Annotated in this window: 29 protein-coding genes; 1 reads left to right on the forward strand and 28 read right to left on the reverse strand. The window is 47.8% G+C overall.

Annotation, left to right across the window (positions count from 1 at the left end; all coding sequences use genetic code 11):
- Positions 1–28: 28 nt before the first annotated feature.
- The 23 genes from CYG50_RS08160 to terL all read right to left on the reverse strand — a co-directional run bounded on the left by CYG50_RS08160 (position 29) and on the right by terL (position 21,246).
- On the reverse strand, positions 29–646 hold the full coding sequence (locus CYG50_RS08160) for a tail fiber assembly protein (protein WP_102140723.1): 618 nt from the start codon (positions 644–646) through the stop codon (positions 29–31).
- Entirely contained in the window at positions 646–2,106 is a 1,461-nt protein-coding gene (locus CYG50_RS23030) for a phage tail protein (RefSeq protein WP_238706837.1), read from the reverse strand. Before CYG50_RS23030 ends, CYG50_RS08160 begins: the two co-directional genes overlap by 1 nt.
- Position 2,107: 1 nt before the next feature.
- Entirely contained in the window at positions 2,108–2,671 is a 564-nt protein-coding gene (locus CYG50_RS08170; protein ID WP_102140724.1) for a YmfQ family protein, read from the reverse strand.
- The gene (locus CYG50_RS08175; protein WP_102140725.1) at positions 2,668–3,729 is read right to left on the reverse strand and encodes a baseplate J/gp47 family protein; all 1,062 of its coding nucleotides are present in this window, start codon (positions 3,727–3,729) and stop codon (positions 2,668–2,670) included. The genes CYG50_RS08170 and CYG50_RS08175 overlap by 4 nt, the downstream gene beginning before the upstream one ends.
- Positions 3,729–4,079 (reverse strand): phage GP46 family protein, encoded by a 351-nt coding sequence (locus CYG50_RS08180; protein WP_102140726.1) that lies wholly within the window; start codon positions 4,077–4,079, stop codon positions 3,729–3,731. The genes CYG50_RS08175 and CYG50_RS08180 overlap by 1 nt, the downstream gene beginning before the upstream one ends.
- A 69-nt stretch (positions 4,080–4,148) precedes the next feature.
- Positions 4,149–4,802, reverse strand: a complete 654-nt coding sequence (locus CYG50_RS08185) for a phage baseplate assembly protein V (protein WP_102140727.1) — start codon at positions 4,800–4,802, stop codon at positions 4,149–4,151.
- A 10-nt stretch (positions 4,803–4,812) separates the two neighbouring features.
- On the reverse strand, positions 4,813–6,063 hold the full coding sequence (locus CYG50_RS08190) for a phage baseplate assembly protein (RefSeq protein WP_102140728.1): 1,251 nt from the start codon (positions 6,061–6,063) through the stop codon (positions 4,813–4,815).
- The gene (locus CYG50_RS08195) at positions 6,047–7,471 is read right to left on the reverse strand and encodes a DNA circularization protein (protein WP_116068726.1); all 1,425 of its coding nucleotides are present in this window, start codon (positions 7,469–7,471) and stop codon (positions 6,047–6,049) included. Before CYG50_RS08195 ends, CYG50_RS08190 begins: the two co-directional genes overlap by 17 nt.
- Positions 7,468–9,741, reverse strand: coding sequence for a phage tail tape measure protein (locus CYG50_RS08200; RefSeq protein ID WP_102140780.1), 2,274 nt, complete (start codon positions 9,739–9,741; stop codon positions 7,468–7,470). The genes CYG50_RS08195 and CYG50_RS08200 overlap by 4 nt, the downstream gene beginning before the upstream one ends.
- A gap of 178 nt (positions 9,742–9,919) precedes the next feature.
- Positions 9,920–10,276 (reverse strand): hypothetical protein, encoded by a 357-nt coding sequence (locus CYG50_RS08205; RefSeq protein WP_102140781.1) that lies wholly within the window; start codon positions 10,274–10,276, stop codon positions 9,920–9,922.
- Entirely contained in the window at positions 10,276–10,653 is a 378-nt protein-coding gene (locus tag CYG50_RS08210) for a phage tail protein (protein ID WP_116068724.1), read from the reverse strand. Before CYG50_RS08210 ends, CYG50_RS08205 begins: the two co-directional genes overlap by 1 nt.
- Before the next feature lie 8 nt (positions 10,654–10,661).
- The gene (locus tag CYG50_RS08215; RefSeq protein WP_202981459.1) at positions 10,662–12,086 is read right to left on the reverse strand and encodes a phage tail sheath C-terminal domain-containing protein; all 1,425 of its coding nucleotides are present in this window, start codon (positions 12,084–12,086) and stop codon (positions 10,662–10,664) included.
- On the reverse strand, positions 12,080–12,265 hold the full coding sequence (locus CYG50_RS08220) for a DUF2635 domain-containing protein (RefSeq protein WP_102140764.1): 186 nt from the start codon (positions 12,263–12,265) through the stop codon (positions 12,080–12,082). Before CYG50_RS08220 ends, CYG50_RS08215 begins: the two co-directional genes overlap by 7 nt.
- The gene (locus CYG50_RS08225) at positions 12,262–12,915 is read right to left on the reverse strand and encodes a DUF1834 family protein (RefSeq protein ID WP_238706838.1); all 654 of its coding nucleotides are present in this window, start codon (positions 12,913–12,915) and stop codon (positions 12,262–12,264) included. Before CYG50_RS08225 ends, CYG50_RS08220 begins: the two co-directional genes overlap by 4 nt.
- Entirely contained in the window at positions 12,912–13,340 is a 429-nt protein-coding gene (locus CYG50_RS08230) for a gp436 family protein (RefSeq protein WP_102140763.1), read from the reverse strand. Before CYG50_RS08230 ends, CYG50_RS08225 begins: the two co-directional genes overlap by 4 nt.
- A gap of 11 nt (positions 13,341–13,351) precedes the next feature.
- Positions 13,352–13,699 (reverse strand): HI1506-related protein, encoded by a 348-nt coding sequence (locus tag CYG50_RS08235; protein WP_102140762.1) that lies wholly within the window; start codon positions 13,697–13,699, stop codon positions 13,352–13,354.
- A complete protein-coding gene (locus CYG50_RS08240) occupies positions 13,699–14,607 on the reverse strand; it encodes a Mu-like prophage major head subunit gpT family protein (protein WP_116068720.1) in 909 nt (302 codons plus the stop codon). The genes CYG50_RS08235 and CYG50_RS08240 overlap by 1 nt, the downstream gene beginning before the upstream one ends.
- Positions 14,608–14,620: 13 nt before the next feature.
- Positions 14,621–15,013, reverse strand: coding sequence for a hypothetical protein (locus CYG50_RS08245; protein WP_116068716.1), 393 nt, complete (start codon positions 15,011–15,013; stop codon positions 14,621–14,623).
- A 3-nt stretch (positions 15,014–15,016) separates the two neighbouring features.
- A complete protein-coding gene (locus CYG50_RS08250; protein WP_116068713.1) occupies positions 15,017–16,117 on the reverse strand; it encodes a phage protease in 1,101 nt (366 codons plus the stop codon).
- A gap of 216 nt (positions 16,118–16,333) precedes the next feature.
- A complete protein-coding gene (locus tag CYG50_RS08255) occupies positions 16,334–16,873 on the reverse strand; it encodes a phage virion morphogenesis protein (RefSeq protein WP_102140771.1) in 540 nt (179 codons plus the stop codon).
- Positions 16,874–16,880: 7 nt separating this feature from the next.
- Positions 16,881–18,038: a phage head morphogenesis protein gene (locus tag CYG50_RS08260; RefSeq protein ID WP_102140772.1), complete on the reverse strand. Its 1,158-nt coding sequence runs from the start codon at positions 18,036–18,038 to the stop codon at positions 16,881–16,883.
- Positions 18,025–19,605, reverse strand: coding sequence for a DUF935 domain-containing protein (locus CYG50_RS08265; protein WP_116068711.1), 1,581 nt, complete (start codon positions 19,603–19,605; stop codon positions 18,025–18,027). Before CYG50_RS08265 ends, CYG50_RS08260 begins: the two co-directional genes overlap by 14 nt.
- A 9-nt stretch (positions 19,606–19,614) precedes the next feature.
- A complete protein-coding gene (gene terL / locus CYG50_RS08270; RefSeq protein ID WP_102140786.1) occupies positions 19,615–21,246 on the reverse strand; it encodes a phage terminase large subunit in 1,632 nt (543 codons plus the stop codon).
- Between the two features lie 53 nt (positions 21,247–21,299).
- On the opposite strand from terL, the gene CYG50_RS08275 reads away from it, so the two are divergent.
- Positions 21,300–21,800, forward strand: coding sequence for a hypothetical protein (locus CYG50_RS08275; RefSeq protein WP_102140787.1), 501 nt, complete (start codon positions 21,300–21,302; stop codon positions 21,798–21,800).
- A gap of 301 nt (positions 21,801–22,101) precedes the next feature.
- On the opposite strand, the gene CYG50_RS08280 is transcribed toward CYG50_RS08275, so the two are convergent.
- The 5 genes from CYG50_RS08280 to CYG50_RS08300 are packed head-to-tail and all read right to left on the reverse strand — an operon-like array spanning position 22,102 to position 24,191.
- A complete protein-coding gene (locus CYG50_RS08280; RefSeq protein WP_112307074.1) occupies positions 22,102–22,602 on the reverse strand; it encodes a DUF1804 family protein in 501 nt (166 codons plus the stop codon).
- A gap of 2 nt (positions 22,603–22,604) precedes the next feature.
- Complete coding sequence (locus CYG50_RS08285; protein ID WP_102140862.1) at positions 22,605–22,853, reverse strand: hypothetical protein; 249 nt, start codon at positions 22,851–22,853, stop codon at positions 22,605–22,607.
- Positions 22,850–23,077, reverse strand: a complete 228-nt coding sequence (locus CYG50_RS23460; RefSeq protein ID WP_116068708.1) for a hypothetical protein — start codon at positions 23,075–23,077, stop codon at positions 22,850–22,852. Before CYG50_RS23460 ends, CYG50_RS08285 begins: the two co-directional genes overlap by 4 nt.
- Positions 23,074–23,631 (reverse strand): lysis system i-spanin subunit Rz, encoded by a 558-nt coding sequence (locus CYG50_RS08295; protein WP_116068706.1) that lies wholly within the window; start codon positions 23,629–23,631, stop codon positions 23,074–23,076. Before CYG50_RS08295 ends, CYG50_RS23460 begins: the two co-directional genes overlap by 4 nt.
- A complete protein-coding gene (locus tag CYG50_RS08300) occupies positions 23,628–24,191 on the reverse strand; it encodes a lysozyme (protein ID WP_102140802.1) in 564 nt (187 codons plus the stop codon). Before CYG50_RS08300 ends, CYG50_RS08295 begins: the two co-directional genes overlap by 4 nt.

Consider the following 24,191-nt stretch of genomic DNA (forward strand, 5'->3'; position numbering starts at 1 on the left):
TGGCAAGCCGCAAGGCTTGCCGTGGATATTATGGTTTTTCTGGCCAATCGATATCTGGTGCAAGTGAAGTATCGATATCAGCAACATTGATGCTATAAATTTCCCATTGTTTTAGTAGCTCTCTCTCCTCATCTGTCACCATTTCTAAGCGCACTTTACGCTCAAGCATTAAGATATTTTGCTCTACCTCTTCTAAGCGTTGTGCCTTTTCCTGCTCGGCCTGTGCAACCAATGCCGCTTTTTGGGCTTCGGTATCAGTAACCCATTTTTTGCCATTCCACTTATCAAATTCAGTTTTCGGCTCTAAAAGAGTCAGTGTATCGGGCAAATCGCCAATGAAATCAATTTCAATCGGTTGGCGGGTTTCTGTGCTGTACGCTGTTTTACCTCGGTTATCTGTTACGATTTCCCATTTTGCTCCATCTTCACTACGCACAACTGCGAAACCCGCTTTTGTCGGTAATTCGGGCGCGTCGATATAAGCACCAGCGGACACGCTCACATCAAAATAAATATTTTCCATGCTCGCGTTTAAATATTCGCGCGTGTGTGGGTCTGCAATATAAACTTTAATCCAACCCGCTTTTGTTGCTAAACCATTGTCGCCAATTTCGGCTTGTTCAACCTCTAAATTATAGTTTTTCATTATGCTGCTCTCACGATATATAAAAATGCAATGTTGCGTGGACGGTTTTCATTTGCTGTTGGTACAACCCTTGATGCGGCGAAATCCATTATTGCATGCGAACCCGCACCACTTGGTGTTACACCATTCTCTTCTTGATATGAAGAACGAATTGCCCCAGTACCTGTGTTTTGGTTTGAGTTTGATTTGAAGGATTTACCTAATGAACCTGTAATATCTCTGATCGCATCACCTTGACTTGATAATATGTTTCGACCAGCGTCAATATTCCGACCAGCATCAAGACCACGAAGGAATTCTCCTCGTAAATCAGGTAAAACCCCTGTTGGGTATGCTTTTGCTAAAAGTGGATAGGTTGTTTTATTGAATGATTGTCCATTGCAAACTAAAAAACCTGACGGAGCGGTAGCTTGAGTCCATGGAATAGGTGCACCCACGGGATAGTCGCTTAATCCTACTGTCCCTAACGTTTTTAAACCCCCATTGTGATCCTCGGTCACATTGAATCCAGTGTATACTTTTGCGTATTCCCAGTTTTCAGTCGTACCATTCCCTGATGTTGAAAAACCAACACACAGGTCTTTTCCTCTGACTTTATAAGCAAGCTCAAACCCACGCTTAGCGCTATAATCATTTATTCTTGTAATAATTACAGTGCCATCAATCAGTGAAGAATAAGGCGACTCAGATTTACTCATCTGCACTGAACCACGAAAACCAATATCGTACTGTGCTTTAGTGACTGTTAAGGATGGAGTGCTGCCGATATCGGCAAATAAACCATTTTCACCCTTACTGATTTTTCCTGCCAACGAGGCATTGACTTCATCCTTGCTGTATAAGCTTAAATTATTCCTTGCATCACTGGCGTTTTTTGCTCCCGTTCCGCCACACTCAACAGGTATCAAGCAGTTACCGATTCGACCTGTGCTATCAACAGAAAATGTTATTTTATTTGTGTTGAGGTTTTTTACTGAAATCCATCCAGTATTACCTAAGTCGAATGAAGAATTATTATTTGGCGTTTTAATGGAAACATCTGTGCCGCTTATGGTAAATCTATTTCCATCCGCATAATTTCCGGTTGGTTGTTTCTTGCCTAACTCAGTAGCCAGTAAATTCAAACTAGGAACTTTGTCATTATCATTGCCTAGAACACCTGAAATACTCGCTTTGTCAATTTTCTTATTAAGGCCATTATCAACATAAGCGGTCGAGGCATAATTACCGCTACCAATGATTTGACTGATTGCTTCTGCAAGCTGATTAGTCTTTTTAGGGTCGGGTTGAATGCCTGCTTTAGCTAGTACATTTTTGAGTTCTAATTGAGTATCACGCGTGGCTGCCTGTACGTTATTGAGCCACAGTGCGGTGACAATTGTACCTAATTGCCCCGTGGTAGGGTCACCATCATGAAAGGCGCTGTCTGGGGTATTAATGGGGGGCATTAAGTCCTGCATATCAAGACTCCTGATAAGTAAAATAACAGAATGTATGCGCGGGTTTTAAGTCATTAAAGACCGTTTCAATGACTGAATCCGCCCAAAATGAAAGGCGCTCTCCTGCAATGGAGCCACCTGCACGAAAGCGGTAAAATTGTGCTTTTGAACCAAAAATATTGACGACCCATACCCATAAAATACCAGGATGCGTTAACCTATCACCTGCGCGGCTTACCCCTGCTTGAAAGGGATCTAATTCATCAATGGTAATGTCATAACCGAGCTTTTTCGCCAGTTGAACAAAATAAGGGATGGATAGGCCGCCTGTTTCAGCGAGCTTGACGAGAACCAACTCAAGGCGCTGCTGATAACTTAATTTGGCATCGGGCGTTAAGTCTAAAACCCGTTCCCAATCAGGAAGCAGGCTTTCAGCAAAATATGGCGTAACACCATTTCGGGCACGGTCAGCACTTTCTAGGGTGAGATCAAACCGTTTTGTTTCAGCGTCGAGCTCAGCATCCAGTCTAGGCGCATCCAGTGAATAACTAACAGGGGGTAAGAGCTGCATTAATAACGATTTCATTGCGGTAACCTCACCACAATATTGCCTGGTCGTAACCATTCAAGGTGCGTTTCATCGACCAGTGCGATCACATTACCCGTAGGCTTGATAATGACACGGTCAGTAATGCCTGGTATTAATGAAATAGCCGTTTCTACCTCACTCCGAATTAAACGCTGACCAGGCGCAATGCGGCTCATTACGGCTTGAATTTCGCTATCAACTTGCGCAATAGCTGCTTCTAAGCTGATGCCTTCGAGGGTGACCTCAACCTCAAAATCAACGTTTCGTAGTGTCGGTGCGAGCACATAGGAATTTTTGGCCGTGACGGGTCGAACATCATCAATATGCGCTTGAGCGGCTTCGATAATGTCACGAGAAGGCAGGCCATCAGCAGAGGTGATCGCAATATCAACCGTTCCCAAGCCACGACGCAACGGATAAACAAACGCATTCGTCACGCCAGGCACTTCTAGTGCCCAGCGGCGATAGTCGTATTTATTGCCCCCTGCGGGTGGGCGTCGAATAATATCGAGTAAACGGGCTAATAGACTCGCGTCAGTCTCGATATCTGTACCACCTGAAAGCTGATTAATTGCGACTAAACTGTTAACGCCCATTGGGGCATTGACCAGTTCGCCCGTGGTGGGCTTGGATAAATTACTGATTGTGCCTGATTGGCTGGCTTGGATAGTGACGGTGGCCTGCGCATTTTCAGGTAGAGTGACCTCAGCGGTTGTAAAACAAGAAACATTATCGCCTCTAATTTGACTCCCCGCAGGCAATACCGCGCCTTTTGAGCCTGTGATCACGGCGATCCCTTTTGCTGTTGTTGCAGGTTTACGGGTTAAATTCCGTGTCCGAGCATGAAGTTCTAAATAGTCGCTATCCGCTGTATCAGGAAAGATTTGGCGCACAATCCAGCTTTGATGCTGATAAATTCCTTCAACAACGCTAGCAACGGAAGAAGCACGCACAAAATAATCGCTATCCGTGCCAATATCCGCATCGGGAAGCTGATTTTTGAGGTCATTGAGTAAGGTATCGCGGATTTGCTCAAATGTAGGCGTAATAAACATTAGGCAATCCTCACGGTATGTTTAAAGTTTTGAGTTTGGTTACCTGCATCGATGATCTCAATCCACAATACTGCCCGTTTTAGGCCATCACGATGGACGGTCACCTGAATTGAAAGCGCACGGCCATCATCAAGTAAGGGCTGCAACGCTTGCTCAGCATATTGACGAGCGAGCACATACACGCGAGAAACATCTTTTTCACGCGTCAATTCATGTAATCGGGAACCCAAGGAACGGTCAGCCCACCAACTGCCGAGCGGAGTCATTAGACGCAAGTAAACGGCATTAGAGAGGGTATTGGTTCGGGTTCCAGCGTAATCGCCAGTTGATGTATCGAGTGCTCTGTCCATGCTGCGCAGTATCGCAGCATGGGTAAATGATTAGTGTGTGAAGAGGTTCAGCACTTTATATGAGGGGAGTTAGGGTTTTGCGGTGCCAGTATCAGCGCCATTATTACCATTTGGATGTTTATGGCCTGTCAGAGAAATGTCACCTGCTTGAACATCACCGTCAGTTTGATAGTTCCCAGACGTCTGCGTGATATTACCCTCAAAGTTAGCGCCTTTACCACCTTTAATTGCCATACCGCCATTGCCCGTGATTTGTTTCATGGCGGTTAGCTGCTCACTGGTGGTGACCATGGGGGTGTTAAAATCGGCTTTTTCTTCCGCATTCACTTCATACTGTTTGCAATTAACCCGATAAAGGTCGCATTCAACATCAATAATACGTCCGCGCTTTAACACAATTTTAGCCCCTTCGTCGGTGTACAAGGCTACTTCGCCCGATTCCAGCCCTGCAAGGCGATAAGCGCCATGTTCAGTAGCAATGACAATACCGTGAGAGGAACGACCACCTAATGGCAGTATAATCGCTTCTGTGCCTGGTAGAGGGCGAGAAGTAAACCCATAATGTTGAAAGATTTCCTGCCCTTGTAATGATTCACCCGATAAACCTTCACCTTGCATGGTTTGGACTTTACCTTCACTATCCGTGGCATTTAATACCGCCCTAAACGCCATTCGAATGCCGTTTAATGCTTGGTTAATGCGTTGATTAATTTGGTTCCACATAACCCCCCCCTTACTGACCTGCTTGTGCGGGTAGGTCAACAGGTTTAATCTGGTCTTTTCCTTTCTTTTTACTGCCTTTTTTACCTTTTTTCTGTTTCGGGAAAGCATCGGGTATCCAGACAGCATCTTCTTTAAAGCGCAATTGCGTTACTGCACCGCCTGGGCGACCACCGATAAACGTGCGCCCCATTAAAAAGAAAATATCATCAATACCGTGTAACTCACTTTGAATGTGGACTCGTTGCCCTGGTGTCCATAGCTCACCATTCGGGGTGCGGTGACCATACACCTCCGCTACAATATCAAGACCTGATAAGCGGGCATCGGCCATGGCTTTTTTGGCACGGTATTGGAGCTGCTCTTGATTATCAACATCGCCCGAGGTCAGAATTTGCGGGCGATAATACGGTACAGTTGGGTCGGTCACTTTTATTTTTAAACTATGCTGACCAGATGCACTCGAAACGGCCGCCGTGTCATCTTCTGCCGCATCATATGTGACTGTATATGCCTTGGGTGTTTTATCATTGGGGTCAGGTAATGGCACAGGTTTAATCGGTAATTTTTTATTGCTGGTCGTGGTTGCATGGCTTTGAGCCAATACCATTAACTCTGAAAAACAGCCTTGAATATTGCGGCTATCGGACAGTGATATCAGGTTATTACCTTGCCCGTCACGGCGCATAATGAGGTCTGCAACAGGCGGTTGATTATAATCAGGCCCACCTATAACCAAGGTTCCATCTGGATCGAACCACGGGTGTAAACCGCGACCTGCCGCCGCTTTCATGAGTGAATCCCACGCACGTTCGCCAGGCTCAATATGCACGCGGTCGTTACGGGTGACTCCATCGGCTTGAATACGGATTTTTTTAATCCCTAATGGCCGTACAATGCTGGCAATCACCTCATCGAGACTCAATTGACGAGCGCTAAAGATAGGTGCAGCGCAATCGACTAAAATCGCGGAATCATCACGACCCGATAGGCTTAATGTCACACCACGACGGGAAACATCACGCGCCACAGTATCAACACGGCCTGATAACACCACATCATCATTAATTTTCACTTTAACGGGCGCACCTCTTACCGCATCCGCAGGAAAATTACCCTCGGGTAACCCAAGGGATAATTGCCAGGCATCGGCCGCTTTTAAAAAATCACTGTCAATACGGTAAGTTTGCCAATCACTGTGTGATGTGCCCCCAATTAACAGGGTGATTTTATCTTTTAACTCGGTATTATCGGGCGTAGGCATTGATGATATCTCCGACTTGTAGAAAGTTTGGATTGCGAACCTGTGGATTTAAACGGTGCAGTTCGGTAGCACGACGATAATCGCCATACCAAGTGTGCGCGAGTAAATGAAAGTTAGCAGGCGCAGTGAGGGTCTTACGGGTCAATGGTGGGCGTTTCTCAATAACACGTAATCCCAAAGTTTGTACGCCTAGTGCAACTTCTTTGAGGGATGACACGACGCCTTGCCACAATAAACCGATAGGCTCAGCATCAGAGCTGACCGATTGTGTGCGAGGTTGGTAATCCGTGCGTAACGTAATGATAGCCTGTAATGCTAACGTCCTTACCTCATTGACCATCAACTCAATATCAGCGGGTGACATTTGGTTAGGCTGTACAGTGTCAGCAAGCACTTGCGTGGTAATTGCTGCAATTTCAGCTACGGCCATCACTTGATACAGCACCACCAAATCCTGCACATCAGCAGGCTGCGCATTGCTTGGCATGGGGACGGTGGCCGCGCGTTCCTCTTGCACTAATGCAACAGGTAAACTGACCAATTCATCAACCACTGCAACACTATCACTCCACGCCGATAATAACGTGGTCGCATTTACCCCTTGCTCTACGTTGACGGTTTGTGAAGCGTTGGGAAGATAGCCATTTTGGGGCGTATTTGAAGCCATAAACGGCGAACTGTAGCCTTTATAGCTATTGGATTGCTTTGTATTAATCACTCCAGGGAATTTTAAATTAAGCAAATCGCCTACGGCACTGGTGCGAACGTCTAAAACTGATTGCAAATCATTAATAAAGGCACGCGGATAACTGAGATAATTCACGCCGTCACTGAATGCGCCATTAAAATCACCGCGCATGATAATTAAGGTGTTCATCATGCCTGAAAGAGCGCCTTTTCCTTTAGCAAGGTAGCGCAATCCCTTATTTACGGGTGCCATGACTTGCTCAAATAAATCACTCATGCGCTCTGAAAGCTGATTTATCTTGTCAAAGATATCATCACCAAGCTGCTCAGGGTGCGCCTGTGCGAGTTGTGTACCTGTGTTCGCTTCTAGGAAAACCAACTCTAGGCTACAGCTATCCACATTTTCAGCCTCATGACCGATGCTGTACTCAATGCATTGAGCCTGCGGAATAGAGCCGTGGACAGGGTGAATTAACTCACCTTTGCCAGGCTCATCGAGCACCGCAATGAGGTTATCCATATCGCGTTTATAATTGTCGCCCCAAAATACGGCACTGATGCGAAAATTACGGGGTTTGCGCCCCAAATCCATGACATCGCCGCCATCAATAAAGGGGTATTCATGGGTTGCAACCTCACGGGATATACTGTCTTTGGTGTTGTACACATCAAAGGTCACCCCACGAAATGAGGCGTTTTGTAAATCGGTTTGCCAACTCATGGGAACATCCCTCCTGTGGTGCGGCCTGCATCTTGACCATTGACACGGTTGACCGACTCAGCCACTTGCTGGCCGTCGAGTTCAACCACGCTGCGCACTTCAATCACAGGGGGTGGCGGTGGGTTTTTAAGGGCTTCGAGTAAAGGTTGAAGTACACCTGATTTTTCAAGGGTGTCAAAGGTGATCACATCCTGATTGATTGCACCTTCAAACTTAGGTAGCCCCGTAATTCCTAATATTTGATTGACGACATCTTTCGCGATCACACCCGCTTGATTCGCTTGCTCTTGGTCTTTGGTGTAGCGTTGTAACCACTCTTCGTTTTCTGTGGAGTAACCTTCGCCGAATTGATACCACGGCTGATATTTTTCACGAGCGGCATCAATCATGGATTGGGGGTAGTTGGCACGAATTGATGCCCACCGTTCCTCACTTCCCATCAAGGCTGCATCTTCTTCAGGAGAGGTAATTGTTGCCAGCTCTGTCGCAATCATGCCCCAACCAACTAAAGACCCCCAACGACCAAAAAGCCCAGAGGATTTAGCACCAGCCCCCGCACCAGTCGGTAAAGGAGAGTTTTTTCCACCAGGTACACCTGAAATACCCTCACCACCAAATAAGAATTTTAATGCAGCAAAGGCAATAGCAGCTTGAGTCATGGCTTCAATGCCTGTTTTGGCGCCCATCACAGCGGTAGTAAGTCCTGGAAACTCTTTACTAAAGTCCGTAAATTTATCAGCTAAATTACCCAAAGAGTCTGACAATGGTTTTACAGCACCCATCTGAGCAAAATCACTTTGCTCTTTAGCTTGTTGTACTTTGAAGTCATTTTCCTGTGCGATTAGTCCATAAGAAACATATCCCTCACCTTCACCTTTGGGTAAATAAAGTTGTTTTTTACTTTCAGTTTCAACTTGCTTGATATAACCACGATACTCACGCGCAGCGAGAAGTCCCATAAGCGCTTGTTGGTCGGCGATTAATTGACCGATAGCGGAGGACTCAAGAATTCGACGTTGTGATTCAAGCAATTTTTGATACTCAGGTGAGTTTTTATCTGTTTTTGATAGCTGTTCTTCAAGTTTTCTAAACTCAGGGTTTTGTCGTGCGATGACATCTGTAAGTCCAACCAGAGCTGAAATAGGGTCAATACCTTTTGCTTGAGCCTGCGTTAATGTACCCGCCATATCAATGCCATATCCATCCACTTTAATGGCTTTAGCTTTCGTGGCGAGTTCCTGACTTGAAACCTTATTGAGTAAGTTGACAAAGTTATTACCTGCGGTATCGGCTGTTGGCGCGTTTTTCATCATCCCTTGGCTATAGGCTAATAACTTAACGATATCCTCAGAACCACTATAACCAATGGCTTTAGCCTTAGATAAAATTTCAGGCAACCACTTGGCCATATCAGAAAACTCAAATGAGCCTTCTTGGCCAGAGCGGATAGCTGCATCCATCACTTTCATCATTTCATCAGCAGAGGTGATCCCGTACTCTTTCAGTGATTCAGTCACTTTTGCTAACTCTTCACCGCCAACCCCCGTAGCTGTTGAATATTGTTGTAAAAGTGGCATTAACTCTTTGATTTCCTCAAATTCAAAAACGCCTTTTGCAAGCAATCCACCAAGAAGATTAGCTGCCTCTTCTTTTGTTCCTCCGCCTTTGGCAATAGAATCTTGAATAATAATATCTAACTCTTTTTTACCTTCGATACGCCCTTGGATATCACGATCATTAAAGGCGACATTACTCATATCGGCGAGGGTTCGGCTATAACTCATTTGTTTTTTAACAGGAGGAGCAACAGCCATTCCTCCTGCGACCAGAGCACCACCTGCTTTAGCAATGCTACCTGCTATATCAGAGACTCGTGCTAATCTATTCATGCCTTGCATTTCAACTCTAAGCTGACTAACACGCTGGCGCATACGCTCATAGGCGCGTGATTGTTCATCAATAGAGAGTGTACCGCTACGAGCTAAACGGTTATAAGATGCAATAGTTTGCTGAATTTCGCGCTGTATGGCACGCTCAGCACGGATACCTAGTGTTTCCCGGGCACGGTTTTGACGCTTGATTTCTTCACCCAATGCCCGATTTTGACGTATACCTTCTTCTGAGGTAGTGCGTTGGCGCTTACCGAGTTTCTCTTGCGCTTTTTCAGCGTTCTGGCTCTCTTTGGTGCTATCACGCATCGCTTTGGTAATTGCCTTAGAGGCGTCATCACGTGCCGAAATGACCATTGATAGTTTAAATTCTTTCGCCATGATTAACCTCGTTTGGATTTTTGCTTACGTTGACGGCGGGACTTGACGCGAGTCGTTTTCGATTTTGTTGATGTTGACTTGCCACCATGCAGGCGGTTTAAAGCATTGAGATAGCCGTCCAGGGTAGGACGGCTCATAGAAAGGCATTGTTGCTCAGTGAAACCGTACTTACCGAGGGCTAAGACGACGGTTCGGAAGCTGTCTCGTCGTTGTTCTTGGCTCGCCGCTTTTTTTTTGCGATATCGATGGCCTCATCAATCACGTCATAGTCCATACTGGTGAGGTTATCCAGCAGGAAGTCTGTAGTAATAACGTCTTGCGGAATATCCCCCAACTTAATTAGGGCGCGTTTGGTTAATGCCATGCGATAGTAAAGATCAGAGCCTTTACTATCGGTAGAGCCGCAAACTTCTTCGGTCTCATCAAGCGCATCATAAACGTCACGCATGACAGGGATTTTGACGGCAAATATCAAGTGACGTTTGCCGTCATGGTCGATTCCATCCAGTAACATCAGCGGTTTTACATCAGCCATTATTCAATCACCTTACGCAATGCATTCAGTTTTAGATCACGTTTTGCTTCGTTATCGGTGGAATATTTTTCCCCGACCTCTGTCACAAAACAGTCAAGGTATGAGATACGCTTACCACCTGAGCCACTAATCGGGTACTGAGTCAGCTTCGAGCCTTCAATCGCGCCCCAGTCCATATCACCGTTTAAAGGGATCACAACAGAAATAGACAGTTCATAGGTGGCAATGCCGCGCATGAATCCCTTGGCGCGTCCTGTTTTGTTCATGGTTTTGACAAGCTTACGGCCTGTGACTTCTTGCACATCCATGTCGGTAACTTCCACTTCACGGCCGTCAATTTCTAAAATAATCGCACCTGCATATTCTTCTAACATCAGTGTTCTCCTTAGACGAACAGGTCAATGCGACCCGCAAACACATGCAAGCCATTGACAACATCGGCAGGGATAGCGGCATTCAGGCGGTTAGGGTCTTTACCGTCACGCTCAACCAACAATAGTCCCTTGTTTTCTTCCACGTTTTCGAGGATTTCTTCCTCTTCGAGTTTAATCAGCACATCCAACAGCTCAGAGCGGACTTTCACGCGCGTGCGTTCATTGAGCTTGTCGCGTGGGAAGCGTTGCGAAATGCGCTCACGGCACGCTTTACGGGTATAATCCAAGGTACGAATGGTGGTCAAATCCAGTAACGCAGTATCTTCAACGCCTTCCACATTACGGGTATAGGTGGTAATGGCGCGCACAATCTGCACACGGTTACCTGCGCCCACTTCAAGTGGGGTTAAGCCGTTATGTAAGGCATTTTCTTGCTCATTGCGTCCCGCGCGTTTGGTCACAGGGGCAATATCTAACCCTTTCAGTTCAAGGGTGTTGAGTGGACGCGCAGGGTCTTCTTCCGAAGCAATCACAGCACCATACGCCGCACTGATTTGACACGGTAATTTCACCGAGCCTGGATACCACGCGATTGATGTCCGACCATCATTAATATCACTGGCGAGAGTGGTTCCTGTACTGAGTGTACCTGTCCAGCCAGCCGTACCAATTGCGCCGCGTTGCTCCATGGCACCGCTGACTTTTTCTAAATGGGTGCGTAATTTTAACAGCGAGGCTTTATCACTAAATGGAATCGAAATAATGTTATGACCTGCCGCAAATACGGCATCAAGCGCAGGTTGAATATCGGCATTATTTTCACCCCCAACCATCGCGGTGACCGCAGCCGTAACCCCTTTGGCCGTCGATTGCACATCAATGACAATATCATTACCCCAATCACCCGATTGACGCGCTGTGAGCGTCACGGTGCCATTGGTTTCACCTGTCAGCGCAGCGACCACAGGCAAGTGAGTATTCGCATTGACAATATCTACAACCGCCTGATTAAGCACAGATACCGTATCTGCCGTTTCAACAGGAATATCGAGGCGGTCACCACACACGAACAGTGAGAGCGTGCCACCCCGTGTGGCAGGGGCGGTAATAGTCAAGGTGGCACTGGCTTTTTTACCTGCGGCTGCCTCTTCAATACCAATGACCTGCAATTGTAAATAGGGGTTTGCATCAATCGCGGCTTTCGCCATGATATGCGCTAAGGAACCCGCACCAAAGGCAACGGCGGCAGCGTCATCATCATAGATATCAAGGGGCATTAATGGCGACGCCTGCGCCGTCGATAACATTGACGCAATAATTAAAAGCGTCTGAGGGTTGCCTGGCAGCGTGCGCGTTGCCATACGCGTATTGAATTCAAAATATTTCCCAGGTTTGCGAATGCTACCCGGAATGGTATCAAAGGTTACCGTCATGATTTTTGTCCTTTGTTTGTGGCTTTCTTGCTCACCAAGACTAAATCACCGTTAGTCAGTAGGCGGCGGTAATAAGCGGTGTCTGGCACAGAAACCGCCTCACCATCGGTAATATAGCGACGGTGCTGATATTCAAATGACACCCGTAAAGTGGGTGCAGCTTTCACTAACAGTGTGTTCATGGTGTGGGTTTCCTTGTCGGCACTAAGTCCGCAGGTGCTTCAGCACTGCCAACACCCGGTGGGTCATAGTGCAATCCGACACGCAACAAATCCGGGTCGGGCTGTTGAAGCTTGCCGCGATAAAGATTAAAAAGGTTATCGGCTTCGTCAGGGTTGCGGGTAAATTCAGGCCAATCGCCATTCGCGAGAACGTGTTCATGCCAACGGGTTTCAAATTCACACGCAAAAATTGACAGTGCCCGCTCATTGACTTGCGTGTTGTAAAGCGTTCTGACGACACCAGGCATCAATGGGTCGATGGTCAGCCCTAAATCCTGCCCGGTTAACAAGCGACGCACACCGTGTATATGTCGATACGTGCCAACCTCATTGAGGTTAGCGCCACCTGTCCGGCTTGCAGCGTCACTGCGCGTGTTATAATCACCCACCATGACCACAAATTTACCTGTCACAATCACTTTCTGTCGGCTGGTACTGGTGTATTTGCTGTTTGTGATCCCGCCGAACGTCACCCAAGCCGCCGGAAATGCCCGGATGATATTGCCCATATCCACATCGAGTTCACCGCTGTAGTTGGCAACTTCACGTAACATTCGCCCCATACCCAGCGTTAGACGTTGAATGATGCTGCTTTCAATTTGAGTGATCAAAATGCACCTCCGCGCGTTGAGTCACGACCAAACTGACGTTGACTGCTTCCAAATTTCATTTGTGAAGACGACTTGATCACTTGACCGTTATCGGAACGCCCCAGACTAATTTTGCCTTCGGCCACGCGCTCAAAAAAACGAATAGCATCGTCATAGCGTGTCTGGATTTCAGGCGTGGACATTTTATACGTTGTTGCCAGATGGTAACGGGCAATGTCACAGCATCGCCCCGTCAATATCCGAGCACCATCTGCAAAGGGGAGCGCATAACGCCCCACAAGATAACCGTCAATTTCACTGCTCGCGCGTTCCAGCGCATAAACCATCACCTCAGTATTGATTTGTCCTGTCATGGCTTCATCAGTGAGGCTCACACATTCGCGTTCACCAAAGGTTTTCACCATGTCATCTTGTGTGGCGTACATAGCAGGCTCCCTTATTTGCCTTTCGGTGCGGGTTTATCATCCGATTTTTTATTTTCGGATGGCTCTACGGGGGCATTAGGCGTATTTAAGAGAGCAAGCTCTGCGTGTAAGGCTTGATTTTCATCCGTCAGGCGCTTCACTTCCGCTTTCAATGCACTGATTTGCTTCTCTGCACCCGCATCAGGCTGTTTTTTTTCTGCACCCGCGTCACCCACAGAGACCACGAGCATCGGCTCAGATTGCAGCACGTTTAGCTGGTCTTTGGTGAAGTGGTCGTCTGGGTACTCCGTCGCGGTGTCACTGTGCGCAATCCCACAGCGACGAAACCCATTCACTTTCGCAGTAATAATAATCGGCATTACGCATCACTCCCTGTTGAGCCATAGGCTAATTGCCAAAAACCATACCCCCCTGCGGCACGTGCTTCGGCACCGAACAGGAATTTTTTGCGCTTAAAGACACCATCACTGTTCATGTCGGTTTGTTCAACCAGCACAGGTGCTTTGCGCTCTTGGTAGATAATCGGTAAAACGGCTTGAGTGGTATCCAGTAAGAACCACGCCGTATCGGAGGTGATACGCGCCGAGACGACAACTTCGGCAGTACCTTTGTAGATATTGACCTTACCATCTTCTAAACGGTCAGCCGTCATGAGGGCATTCGCGATATCTTCAAGCGCAGGAGGAACCAGTAAAATATTGGGGTTCACATCCAGCGGGCGACCTTCGTCGTCTTTCATGTTGCGCAGGGCGGTACGCGCTGCACCGTAAGACGCCATAGCCGCTGCCTGGGTTGCAATGGACAGTTTTTTCGTGCCTTTATTGGAAACCGAGTTTTTACCGACAGGGTGGTCAGTATCAAAGAAGTATTGGCCGTCATAACACGGACGTTCAAAACCGAGGTTAAGGACTTCATAGACAATTTCGTCAGCCAACATGCCCGCAGAGCGACCTGCACCTTTGGCTTGAACCGCGTATTTACCTGTGCTGTCATCTTCAATGTCGTTACGGTCGACCTCAATCGTGGCTTCCCAGTCGTCATTTTCGATGGTGTATTTATGGGCGGAGAGTGATTTAATCACTTTTTCACCGACCCAACGTTTCATCGCAGGGAAGTTGGATAACCAGCTGTAATCTTCAGATTTTCCCGTCGACGGCACTTTCATGGCAATTTTTTGCCAGGTTGAAGGCGCCTCTTTTAATGCATTGTTAAATGTCATATTAATACTGACAAATAACGCGCTGATATTGGCTTTATTCACAATCATGGTATTTTCCTAATTAACCCATCATGACCCAGACACCATCTTCGGTGACTTCCAACACAAGACCCGCAGGGGTAGTCGTGGCTTCTCCAGCCTCACACACCGTCACGGAGTCTTTCACATCACACAGTTTGCCTACATGGGCTTGCGTGACAGGCTTAGCCGTATCGTTGCCTAAATAAAAGGCTTTTTGACGACGCACCATCACACTGATATCGCCTTGTTCACCGTCGCGGTTATCGGCAAAATCATCCGAGACGCCCAGTACGGTTAAACCCGATGCACCTGGGACAGCAAATCCGTCGGCATTGGCGCACACAATGTGCCCGCCGTAGATACGCACGGCAGCAGCACAACGTACCGCAAACAATTCACCGTCACGGTGAGGGGTATTTCTATCTTGGGTCATGAGTTACTCTCCCAACTGTTTTTTAAATTCTTCGGGGTCAAGCCCGAATTGGCTGCAAATCGCCAACTGGTCTTCGGTCAGCTCCGTGGTCACAGAGGTACTTTGCTCTGCACCTGCGGGCGCTTTACCCTTGGATTGCAGTTGTGTTAATGCCGCAATCGGGGTGGCTTTTTCGAGATAACCTTTAAGTGCGTCAGGGTCTTTACGCCCTAAGTCTTCCGCCCAATCTTTCATGGCCGTGTTGAGACGTCCATCACTGAGCGCGGCCTGGATCAGACCACTCACTTCCTGTTGCTGACCTGCGTTCAATGCTTCGTTGTACTTCGCTTGCAGTTCAAGATAGCCTGCAAGTGGTACATGTTTGGTTGGGTCGTAGGCTTTACTGGACAGGTCAGCAATCAAGGTTTCTTTGCCTTTGAGTAAATCCACTAAGCTTTGATTGGCGGCGACGGTCGTGCCTTGACCGTTTGAAATCAGGTCAATCGCTTTTTGCAGTTCTGTTTTGATATCTTCTGCTGTTGCCGTGGCGGGCAAGTTCAGCATCCAACGCAGGTTACTGAGTAGCTCTTTGATGAGTTCGTCATCCACAGTGAGATCCTCTTCGGTGGGTTGAGAAAGTGCAGCAAACTGAGAAGCAGCGGCAAGCATCACTTCATCCATACCATCTACTGCGGGGGTGTTGGTCAGTGCGGCATGAAGCAAGACTGTCACATGACCGTTTTTGTCATAGTTAAAAACAGGGGAAATAAAGCGGTACTCTTTGGCGGTAATGGCCGCTGCTGCCGCTTCCGTCCACTCCACGTTGATAGCATAAAGACCATCGCCTTCACGCCACGCAATATCCGTAAACCAACCCGCTGCGGGCGCAGGTTTACCATTTTGAGACGCGCGGAGGGTTTGGTGTTCATAGTCAATCACGTAAGGTGTTTGACGGGCTGCGACCTGTGCAATCAACGTTTCAGCGATTTCACGCGTCATTAACCACGCGTCACATTCAACGGGGCGACCATCGACAGCACGAAACTCGCCAGCAGGGAAGAGCTGGATTTCGTTAAGGTTTTGGCTGAGAATTTCAGCGACACAAGCAGCAATGTATTTTTTCATGCGGGCAGCATAACAACTGCCAGTAATGGGGAGTGTGTGAAGAGGTTCAGCACTCGGTGATAAAGCGGGAAAAGTAAAATGACTGAGGGCTTGCAATGCAATCTCTACGATAACGCATTTAAACCCCGTTTAAAAACGTTTTAAACATCCAACCACGAACAATGACACTCTAACTCATTAAAATGGCTCACAGCGTCTTACAGGCATTATTTTAACTTATTCAATCAGTCGGCTTAAATAATCTTCCACCGTTAACGTCATACGGTATTGATCCCACTCGTCCAATTGCAAGAAGGGTCGCGCTGGGATTTTGATTTTATAGGCGGGTAACGTGTGGTATTGGCTAAAGTTACTGCGCGACTTGCGAACAAAACGATTACCCACGGTGCCGTCTTTACGTTGCCGATAATAGGCTTGTTGACTGCGTGCAGGAATATTAATCTCACCACCTTCTTGGTGGATACGCGCATACTTGACATTGGTTCCCACCACAGCGCTATCATTATCACTGTATTGACCAATGCTGCTGGCTAATCGCCCGCTGTCTTGTAGTATTCTCCCGCCTGCGCGACGACGCGCATAAGCGGGACTCCAACCTAACCACGCAGGGCGACCTTCTTGTGCGAAGTTTTCCTCTACCGCATCCGCCATCATCCCCGCTAATTTACGCATCAAAGGCGCGCGACTTTCGATACCATCGACCAGTTTTTGCAGTGCGGCTTCGTATTCGCGTGTATCAATTTTGACGGTGATCATATTAACCTCAAAAGTCGGTTTGCGTGGTGACACGCTGCAATTGATTATCTTTAACTTCAACGACCCACCAACGCTTTTCGTGTTGCGTTGCATAGTATTGAACCCCATCCTCACCCAACCGCATTTTTTGCGGTGATTCAATAATTTGCTGTACAAATAAGTAATCGGCTTGCGTGATATCCTGTTGGGCGAGTGCCTTAATGGTGGGCGCATCAACATAAAATGCATCTGTATTGGGGGCGGAAGATTGAGGACGCGCGGCAATGGGATAACGTTGTGCAGGGTTAGGTTGTGTGGCATTGACCGCCTCTTGATACCCTAAACGAAAGTCCGCGCCTGTGAGTGAGCCTGTGATGTATTGACTCGCGGCCGTTGGGGAGTATTTATCTAATTCAGGTTGATAGTTAACCTGTCCAGGATTAAAACCAAAACCCGGGTCTGGCGTATACACTTGACCGTCTTTCGGATTTTTAAAGCCTGTGACGGTACGAGTTTCACCTGGCACGCCATACTCTTGCTCAACGTCCACCAAGCGCCCCTCAGAGGACTGCACCATCAACCCCAAACGCTCAACATCCTCGGCACTGCGTGTGCGCACCCGACAGCGACAACGGTAACCATCAGGCGGGTAAATGGTTTGCCAAATCGGATCGTCATAGCGGGCAATAAACCCATTAAGTGCCGCATGAGAAGGACGAATACGATTATCCATAATCCCCACGCGCTCCCAATAAGGGCGCTCCTCGACGGTTGCCATTTGCTGCTTGTAACGTCCCGCCATGTACGAGGATTGCAGATTGGTTTGAAAAATGGTGTCTAATCGACGCGGGGTTAAACGCTTGCCGTGCAGCTCCCCTGTATCCCTATCGGCAACCAAGCCTTTCCCGAGCCAGCCTTTTTGCTCAAGAATGGGAATGAGGCGTCGTTCAAAATCGGCATAGGTCTCACCCTTTTCAAGGGCTTCGTTTAACGCTTGGCGAATATCGTGCAACACATCAAGCTTAAGCACACCTGCGACAGTGAACGCTTTGGCGTGGGCTTGTGCTTCAATATCATACCAATGGAAACCAACGGCATAGCCTTTACTTTCAAAGTAAGCAATTGCCTCCGCAGGGGGGAGGCTCATGGCATAGCGCAAATCTACCGCTTGTTTAGCTGTCGGCATGGAGGCGCCCCCACACATCCGCCACAAAGATAGCCTGGCTCAATAACGTTTGAAGCGTGCTGTCATCCAAAAGCGGATAACTTTGCGCAATAATATTCATGGCGTCATCGACACTTTGACCTTGCTTGAGAGCGGCCACCATCGGCGTTAAGAGTTGGCTCATGGCTGCCCCAATGGTATCAGACTGCGGCGGTGCATTATCGAGGGTGATTTGTGCGGGATCTATTCCATCCGCTTCTACCGTTTGACTTAGCACGCCCAACCCGTAACGTGAATGACCGTAGCTTAATGGTGTGGGTAACAACGGCAGGGCTTGGCGCGCTTGCAATACAGGCTCATCCTTTTGGGCTTGCGGGATAGCGGCTTTCTTATGCACCCAAGAAACAGGGATACTCCCCACACCTGCGGTCACTAACTTACCCACCGCATCAGCAAACTGTGGTAAATCAACGGCTTCACGGGTATCAAACACAAAACGTGGTAAACGACGTGGGTTCACGTCTTGATAGCCATTGAGAGCCAACAACATTTGGATAAGCTGGCGAAACATCCCCTCAAGCTGGCGAGCATCGGCGGTTTTTAAATCGTGACGCACTTCGTTATGCACATTACCGAGGGCATTGGTGGAGCTTTTTCCGTCCGCCTGTGAGGTTAATGTCCCCCCTAAAATTACTTTGGATTGTGTCCGTTCCGCCCAGGCAATCATTTCCATGAACGGGTCAGAGCCACCCCCTGCGGCGCTTTCAAAGTTGATGTCTGTCCCTTGTTGAACGGTTGCAACCGCATCATGCCCCAAGTTAACCAGTGCATCTAACAGTTTATCTTTGTCCTCATCGGACGTGCCCGCAGGGTATTTGGCAATCCGTGCAGGCAAGCCATAAATCTCTAAGAACTCAGCAAAATCACGCAGCGAAAAGTTTTTAAACAGATACGGCCAGACGAGAACGCGGAATAACCCACTGGTGGCAATAAACCCACTGCGGGCATTGTGACGATGAACCAGCCAACCAAACGGCCATAACTCCGAGCCGTTCATTTCATCGGTGTTGAGGCGAACTTCGTCGCGTTGCTCAGGCAAGGTGCGGAACCAATAATGGGGACGCAGGTGCAAGGCTTTGGGTAACCACGTGTTATCAAGGCGATCCCATTCCAACTCTTGGCAACTAAACCCATGTCCCACCGCTTCCATCCCATTCAGTATGATATCTTCAATTTCAGGCATCGCATCAAACCAGGCTTGCACGTTCGCGGTCATGTCTAGCTCGGCTTTGGTGGCATTTTTTGGTGGCTCAATCGACCAATCCAACGTTAATAACGCATTCTTGCGCTTTTCCATTTCGGCAAAGATATGGCCGTCACGCTCGACCATATCCCCAAACAGGCAGGCCTGCGCACTCAAGTCACCGCGTTCAGCCGCTTGTAAGATACGCGGAAGCTTACGGATAGTGAGTCCACGTGAGGGATGATCAGGATAAATGCGACTCATCCGTGCTAATTTTACGGTTTGTGACGTTTTTAAAACTTCACGTTGTAACGGGTTACCGTGTATATCCACAATTTTTGACATAATAAATTCCTACCAAGCACCCGACCCAAAGCGTCGACCTTCCGGTCGGCGGGGACGAGTTTGAATATCGGTGTTACCTGCACGAGAAACCGCCAAAGACCAAAGCATGTGCAAGGCATCAGGGCCATCATCATGGTCAGCCTTGGGAAAGTGGCGCAGTTGGTCAATCAGCGTGTGTTGTGTTGCGTGCAAACGAATAAGCCCATTGACCATATGAGGCTGTAAAGACTCAATGCGCAAGGCTTTATCACTGTTTGGAATGACAGGGATAGCAGGAACGGGTATCCCTAACATCGCAGAACGCTTCACTAATTCGGTACGTAAAAACTCCTGGAAGGCGATGGATTCAAACGCCCACGTTAAACAGCCGTATTCGCGCTGATAGTCAATCACATCGGAGATAATGCGGTCAGGTAAACGGCGTTTAATATCTGCCTCAACCACATCAAGGATACCTGTCATGCGATTGAATCCGCCCACGAGCAAGGCTGACGGGTCACGAGTTTTATTCTGCTTACCGAGGCTTGGGTCACATGCTCCGTAAAAAATCCAATCGGAGAGATGGTTAGACCAAAAGGTAATGCAACTGGCAAAAATCGCATCTTCACCGCTCACGGGGTCATTTTGGTATTCGGAGTCAAACGTATCATGACCATCACGCGCACGAATTTTCATGAGGGTTAACAGTGGGCGTGCCGCCCAAGAGACAATTGCCCCCTCTAACATCGCAGGCTCATTCTCATGGTAGAAGCGCTCAGCTTCATCAATTTGTTTATTGTGGATCAAGGTTTCCCATTCATCCCACAATTTCATATTGGCAGGCATCTGGAGAATGGCTTTAAACCGTGCCGTCCGCCACATGGCATTATTGAGGGTACGAGAGAGTACCGAGTCATAGTGCAAGATGGTTCCGATGTAAACAATGTCAGTTTTGCCGCCTGCTTCACCGAGTGGCATCACCGTTTTTTTTAACCAGTTATGCAGCTTCTCGCGCTGCTCAGGGTTACGCACCATCTCATCGTTTTCAATATCATCGAGCACCACTAAGTCAGGGCGATATGGCCCATGTCGCAACCCCCGCAATTTCTTACCGCTACCCGCAACTGTCACTTTGATATTATTGCGTGTGACGATAGTCCCCATCTGCCAAGTACGCCCTTGACCGCAAATATCAGGGTAATCATTTTTTAGTCGTGGGTTATATTCCAGTTCGGCTTTGATGGCTTCGAGCATCGGGTAGGCTTGGTCGATACTGTCCATAATGATGACCGGATACTTTTTCAGCTCACGGATAATGCACCACAGCGTAAAGAGTTGACTCACCAGCGTCGATTTAGCCTCACCACGCGGTGCGGCGATGGCGTCACTTTCGGCATCTGAACTCGCAACAATGGCAGGTAAACGACTAAAAAGATAATTATGCAACTGACTACGGGAGGGGTGGCGCACATAATGTGGGAAATAGGTTTCCACAAAGAAGCTGTAGCCGTTCTCGACATCTGCGACTTGCGATCGCCTTGCCTCAGCAGCCTCGGGGTCAGCATCAAAGCCTAAGCACTCCGCCTCAATGGTTTGGCGCAGTTCGGTGATGTAGTCCTGGAGTGAGGCTTTAAATGCTTTTAATGAAACCTTTTTTGCCATTATGATGACCTGTTGTTTAATCTGTTATGACCCATTGATAAAAGGAAAATTAAATGAGTATTGCTGATATCATTCCTGGCTATGACAGCCTCAAAAAAGTCATTAGTACCGTTAAGGGTGCGATTGACACTAAAGAAGCCTTGTCTATCATGAAAGTTGAATCCGATATCTACCCGCAGCTTATTCAATTACAAAGCCAAGTGCTGACGGCGCACCAACTGTATGAGGCGATCTTGAGCCAAAAAAACGCGGTAGAACGCGAATTGATAGAGCTTAAAAACCACCTGATAAAACTTGAAGATTATGAGCTGCATACTTTCAGTAGTGGCAGCACGGTGTTTAAACTCAAACCATCTCAAGCAGGGACGCAGCCCCTTCATTATCTTTGTCCCCACTGCAACCACGAACATATCGCGTCGATATTGCAACCAGGCCAGCCGGAAACTTTTCATCACACCCTCCAATGTCCACGTTGTAAAACCACTTTCTTAACCGAAAAAATAAACTCAACCCCTCGCGTCAGAACTAACCCACGTAAAGATGGGGCATGGTGACCTAATTATCATGATTGGGGTTTAAAACACTGTTCAGTGTATGCTTACCCCGTAATACCAGTGATGCCTTAAGCAATCGTTCAGGCATCATTGCGCTTACTCCCAACTCATCATCGTATCAAGAACAGCTAAAGCACCGCCCATTAAACCTAGGTAATTAGGGTAGCGCTCCTGTAACTGAGTAATGAACACTTGTGTCTCTTTTTCTGCTTCCGCTAACAGGTGCTTTTCCTCTTCGGTTGCTTCCGTCGAAACAAAACCACGTATTTGATATTAATAGTTTTTTAATTGTTTTTTAATTTCATCCATATGCACGCTCCAATTCTTCGGCAAAGGCTTCTAAAATTTCCACAAACACCACGTTGTGTTGTGGGTACTTGTCACTGATAAACTGCCCGAACCGTTGGATCACATCGATGGCCGTGGCCAATTTATCCGTTTCAGGCAGTATTTTTTTACTTGCAGACGTGGCTTTATTAAAGGCATCCGCAAGGCTTGCCAACAGCTCAACACGCTTCTCGGCAGGAATATCAGGGTTTGTATTGATTTGCTCTGTCACGGCTTGGCACTGCACAACAAGGCTCATCAATACCGCACGACCTGCATCTTCAACGCCGCCACCTGCCAACATGTGCGCGGCACGCATTTTGTCCCAATCGTCATTTTTGTCTTGGGCTTCCTTCTTCCAGCGCCGCGCGGTCACAAAGGCCACGCCAATTTGACTCGCCGCCACCTCTAGGGAAAGCTGACTAAAAATGTAAGCGCGCCGTAACTTATCGCGTGTCTCTTGCGGATACGCCATAATTACAAGCCCATTTTCGCGCGGATTAAAATCACCGCCGTACTGACCACACAAGCGGTGACACCACCTGAAATAGCGCCTGCCACATAACCACGGCGAATAGCCCCGTTGGTTGCCTCTTCACGAATGAGGTCAATTTGCTCATCCATGTTTTCCATTTGACGTTCAATTCGGTGTTCAATCCGATTTAACTGGCTGTTAATGGACAGTAAAACGTCTTTTTTACGTCCTTTTTGTGGGCGTTTTTTCATCTTAAACTCCTTGTTGATGGTGGCTTGATGGCCTCATGGGTATCGTGATAACGGCAAACAAGGCCGTCTAAGTAAGTAGTTCGATTGCTGAGGTCTTGCGCGCGGTCACAGGTACTGACGACACGTAACCAAAACCCGGTACTCAGAAAAATAAATGCGCACATCAGGATAGCGATAGCGGCTAACACGGGCATACAGCGTCGTAATAATGGTGTCATCTTCATGGGGTGACCTCTCTGCGGCACTCTTTAACGACGTCTTTTACATAGCCTTGTAAGTAGTCGAGCTTGTCCTGATCTCGTTTGATATCGGTTCGGATATCTTCAACAAGGAGTCCAGCTTCAACAGAGAATTGGATTTCGGCTCCATCGCCCACGGTGCTGGCGCTGGAATGGTGGCTTGCGGTGAGCTGACAGGTTGCAAGATCGGCGCGGGCGAACTGCAACCGACGACGGCCAGTAGACAAATCATCACGCAAGGCTTGAGATTGGGCTTTTTCACGGGCTAACTCCTGTGTGTAATACGTATCTAATCGCGATTTTTCACGCTGGGCGTCTTCCATGCGTAGCATGGCTTGTTGTGTTGCGGCGGATGCCTCATCGGAGATAGCCTTTAACTGGCTGGCATACGTCGCTTGGTTAGTTTGAATAATGGTGTTGTAGTGATAACGTGCCAGCATGACACCCGCAAATGCACCCGCCGCAAATAACAACCACGCGCCTACAATGAGTGCAATTTTCAATGAGCGAGTTAATGTGTTTTCTGTGATTGAGTTCATGGCGTTGTCCAAGTGGTATTCATCTGCATTAACTCCCAACACAACAGCTCAGCTTCTTGATTACGGCGGATAACTTGGCCGTAGCAACCACCAGGCTGACCTTGAGTTTTACGACAGTCCTTCCCACCATCAAAGACCCAACGGGGGATCTCTTTACAGGCACCCTCGATGTCACCTGCCTGTAACTTGCGGTAGAAGGTGGATGAAAAGCATTTACCCGCACCGATGTTATAAGGGCAAAATGAAGCGATACCCGCGATTTGAGGCGGTGTGAGTGACACAGGAACATGCTTTTTCACCCAGGCAATGGCTTTATCACGCTCAATAGCATTTAAGCGTTCGCATTGTGCCTTAGTCAGCTTTTCACGGGGCTTGACAGCACGGCCATCAATACGGGTGACGCCTTGGCATACTGTCCAAATTCCGCCTGCATCTTGATAAGCGGTGGTGAAGTTACCTTCTTTTTCTTTGATAAACTGGTCAAATATCTGGCTTTCACTGGCTCCACCCACAATCAATGCAACAACGGCGGCAGTCAGGTAACGCTGCTTCATATCCAT

Source organism: Providencia huaxiensis (genome assembly GCF_002843235.3).
In the GTDB taxonomy this organism is placed as follows: domain Bacteria; phylum Pseudomonadota; class Gammaproteobacteria; order Enterobacterales; family Enterobacteriaceae; genus Providencia; species Providencia huaxiensis.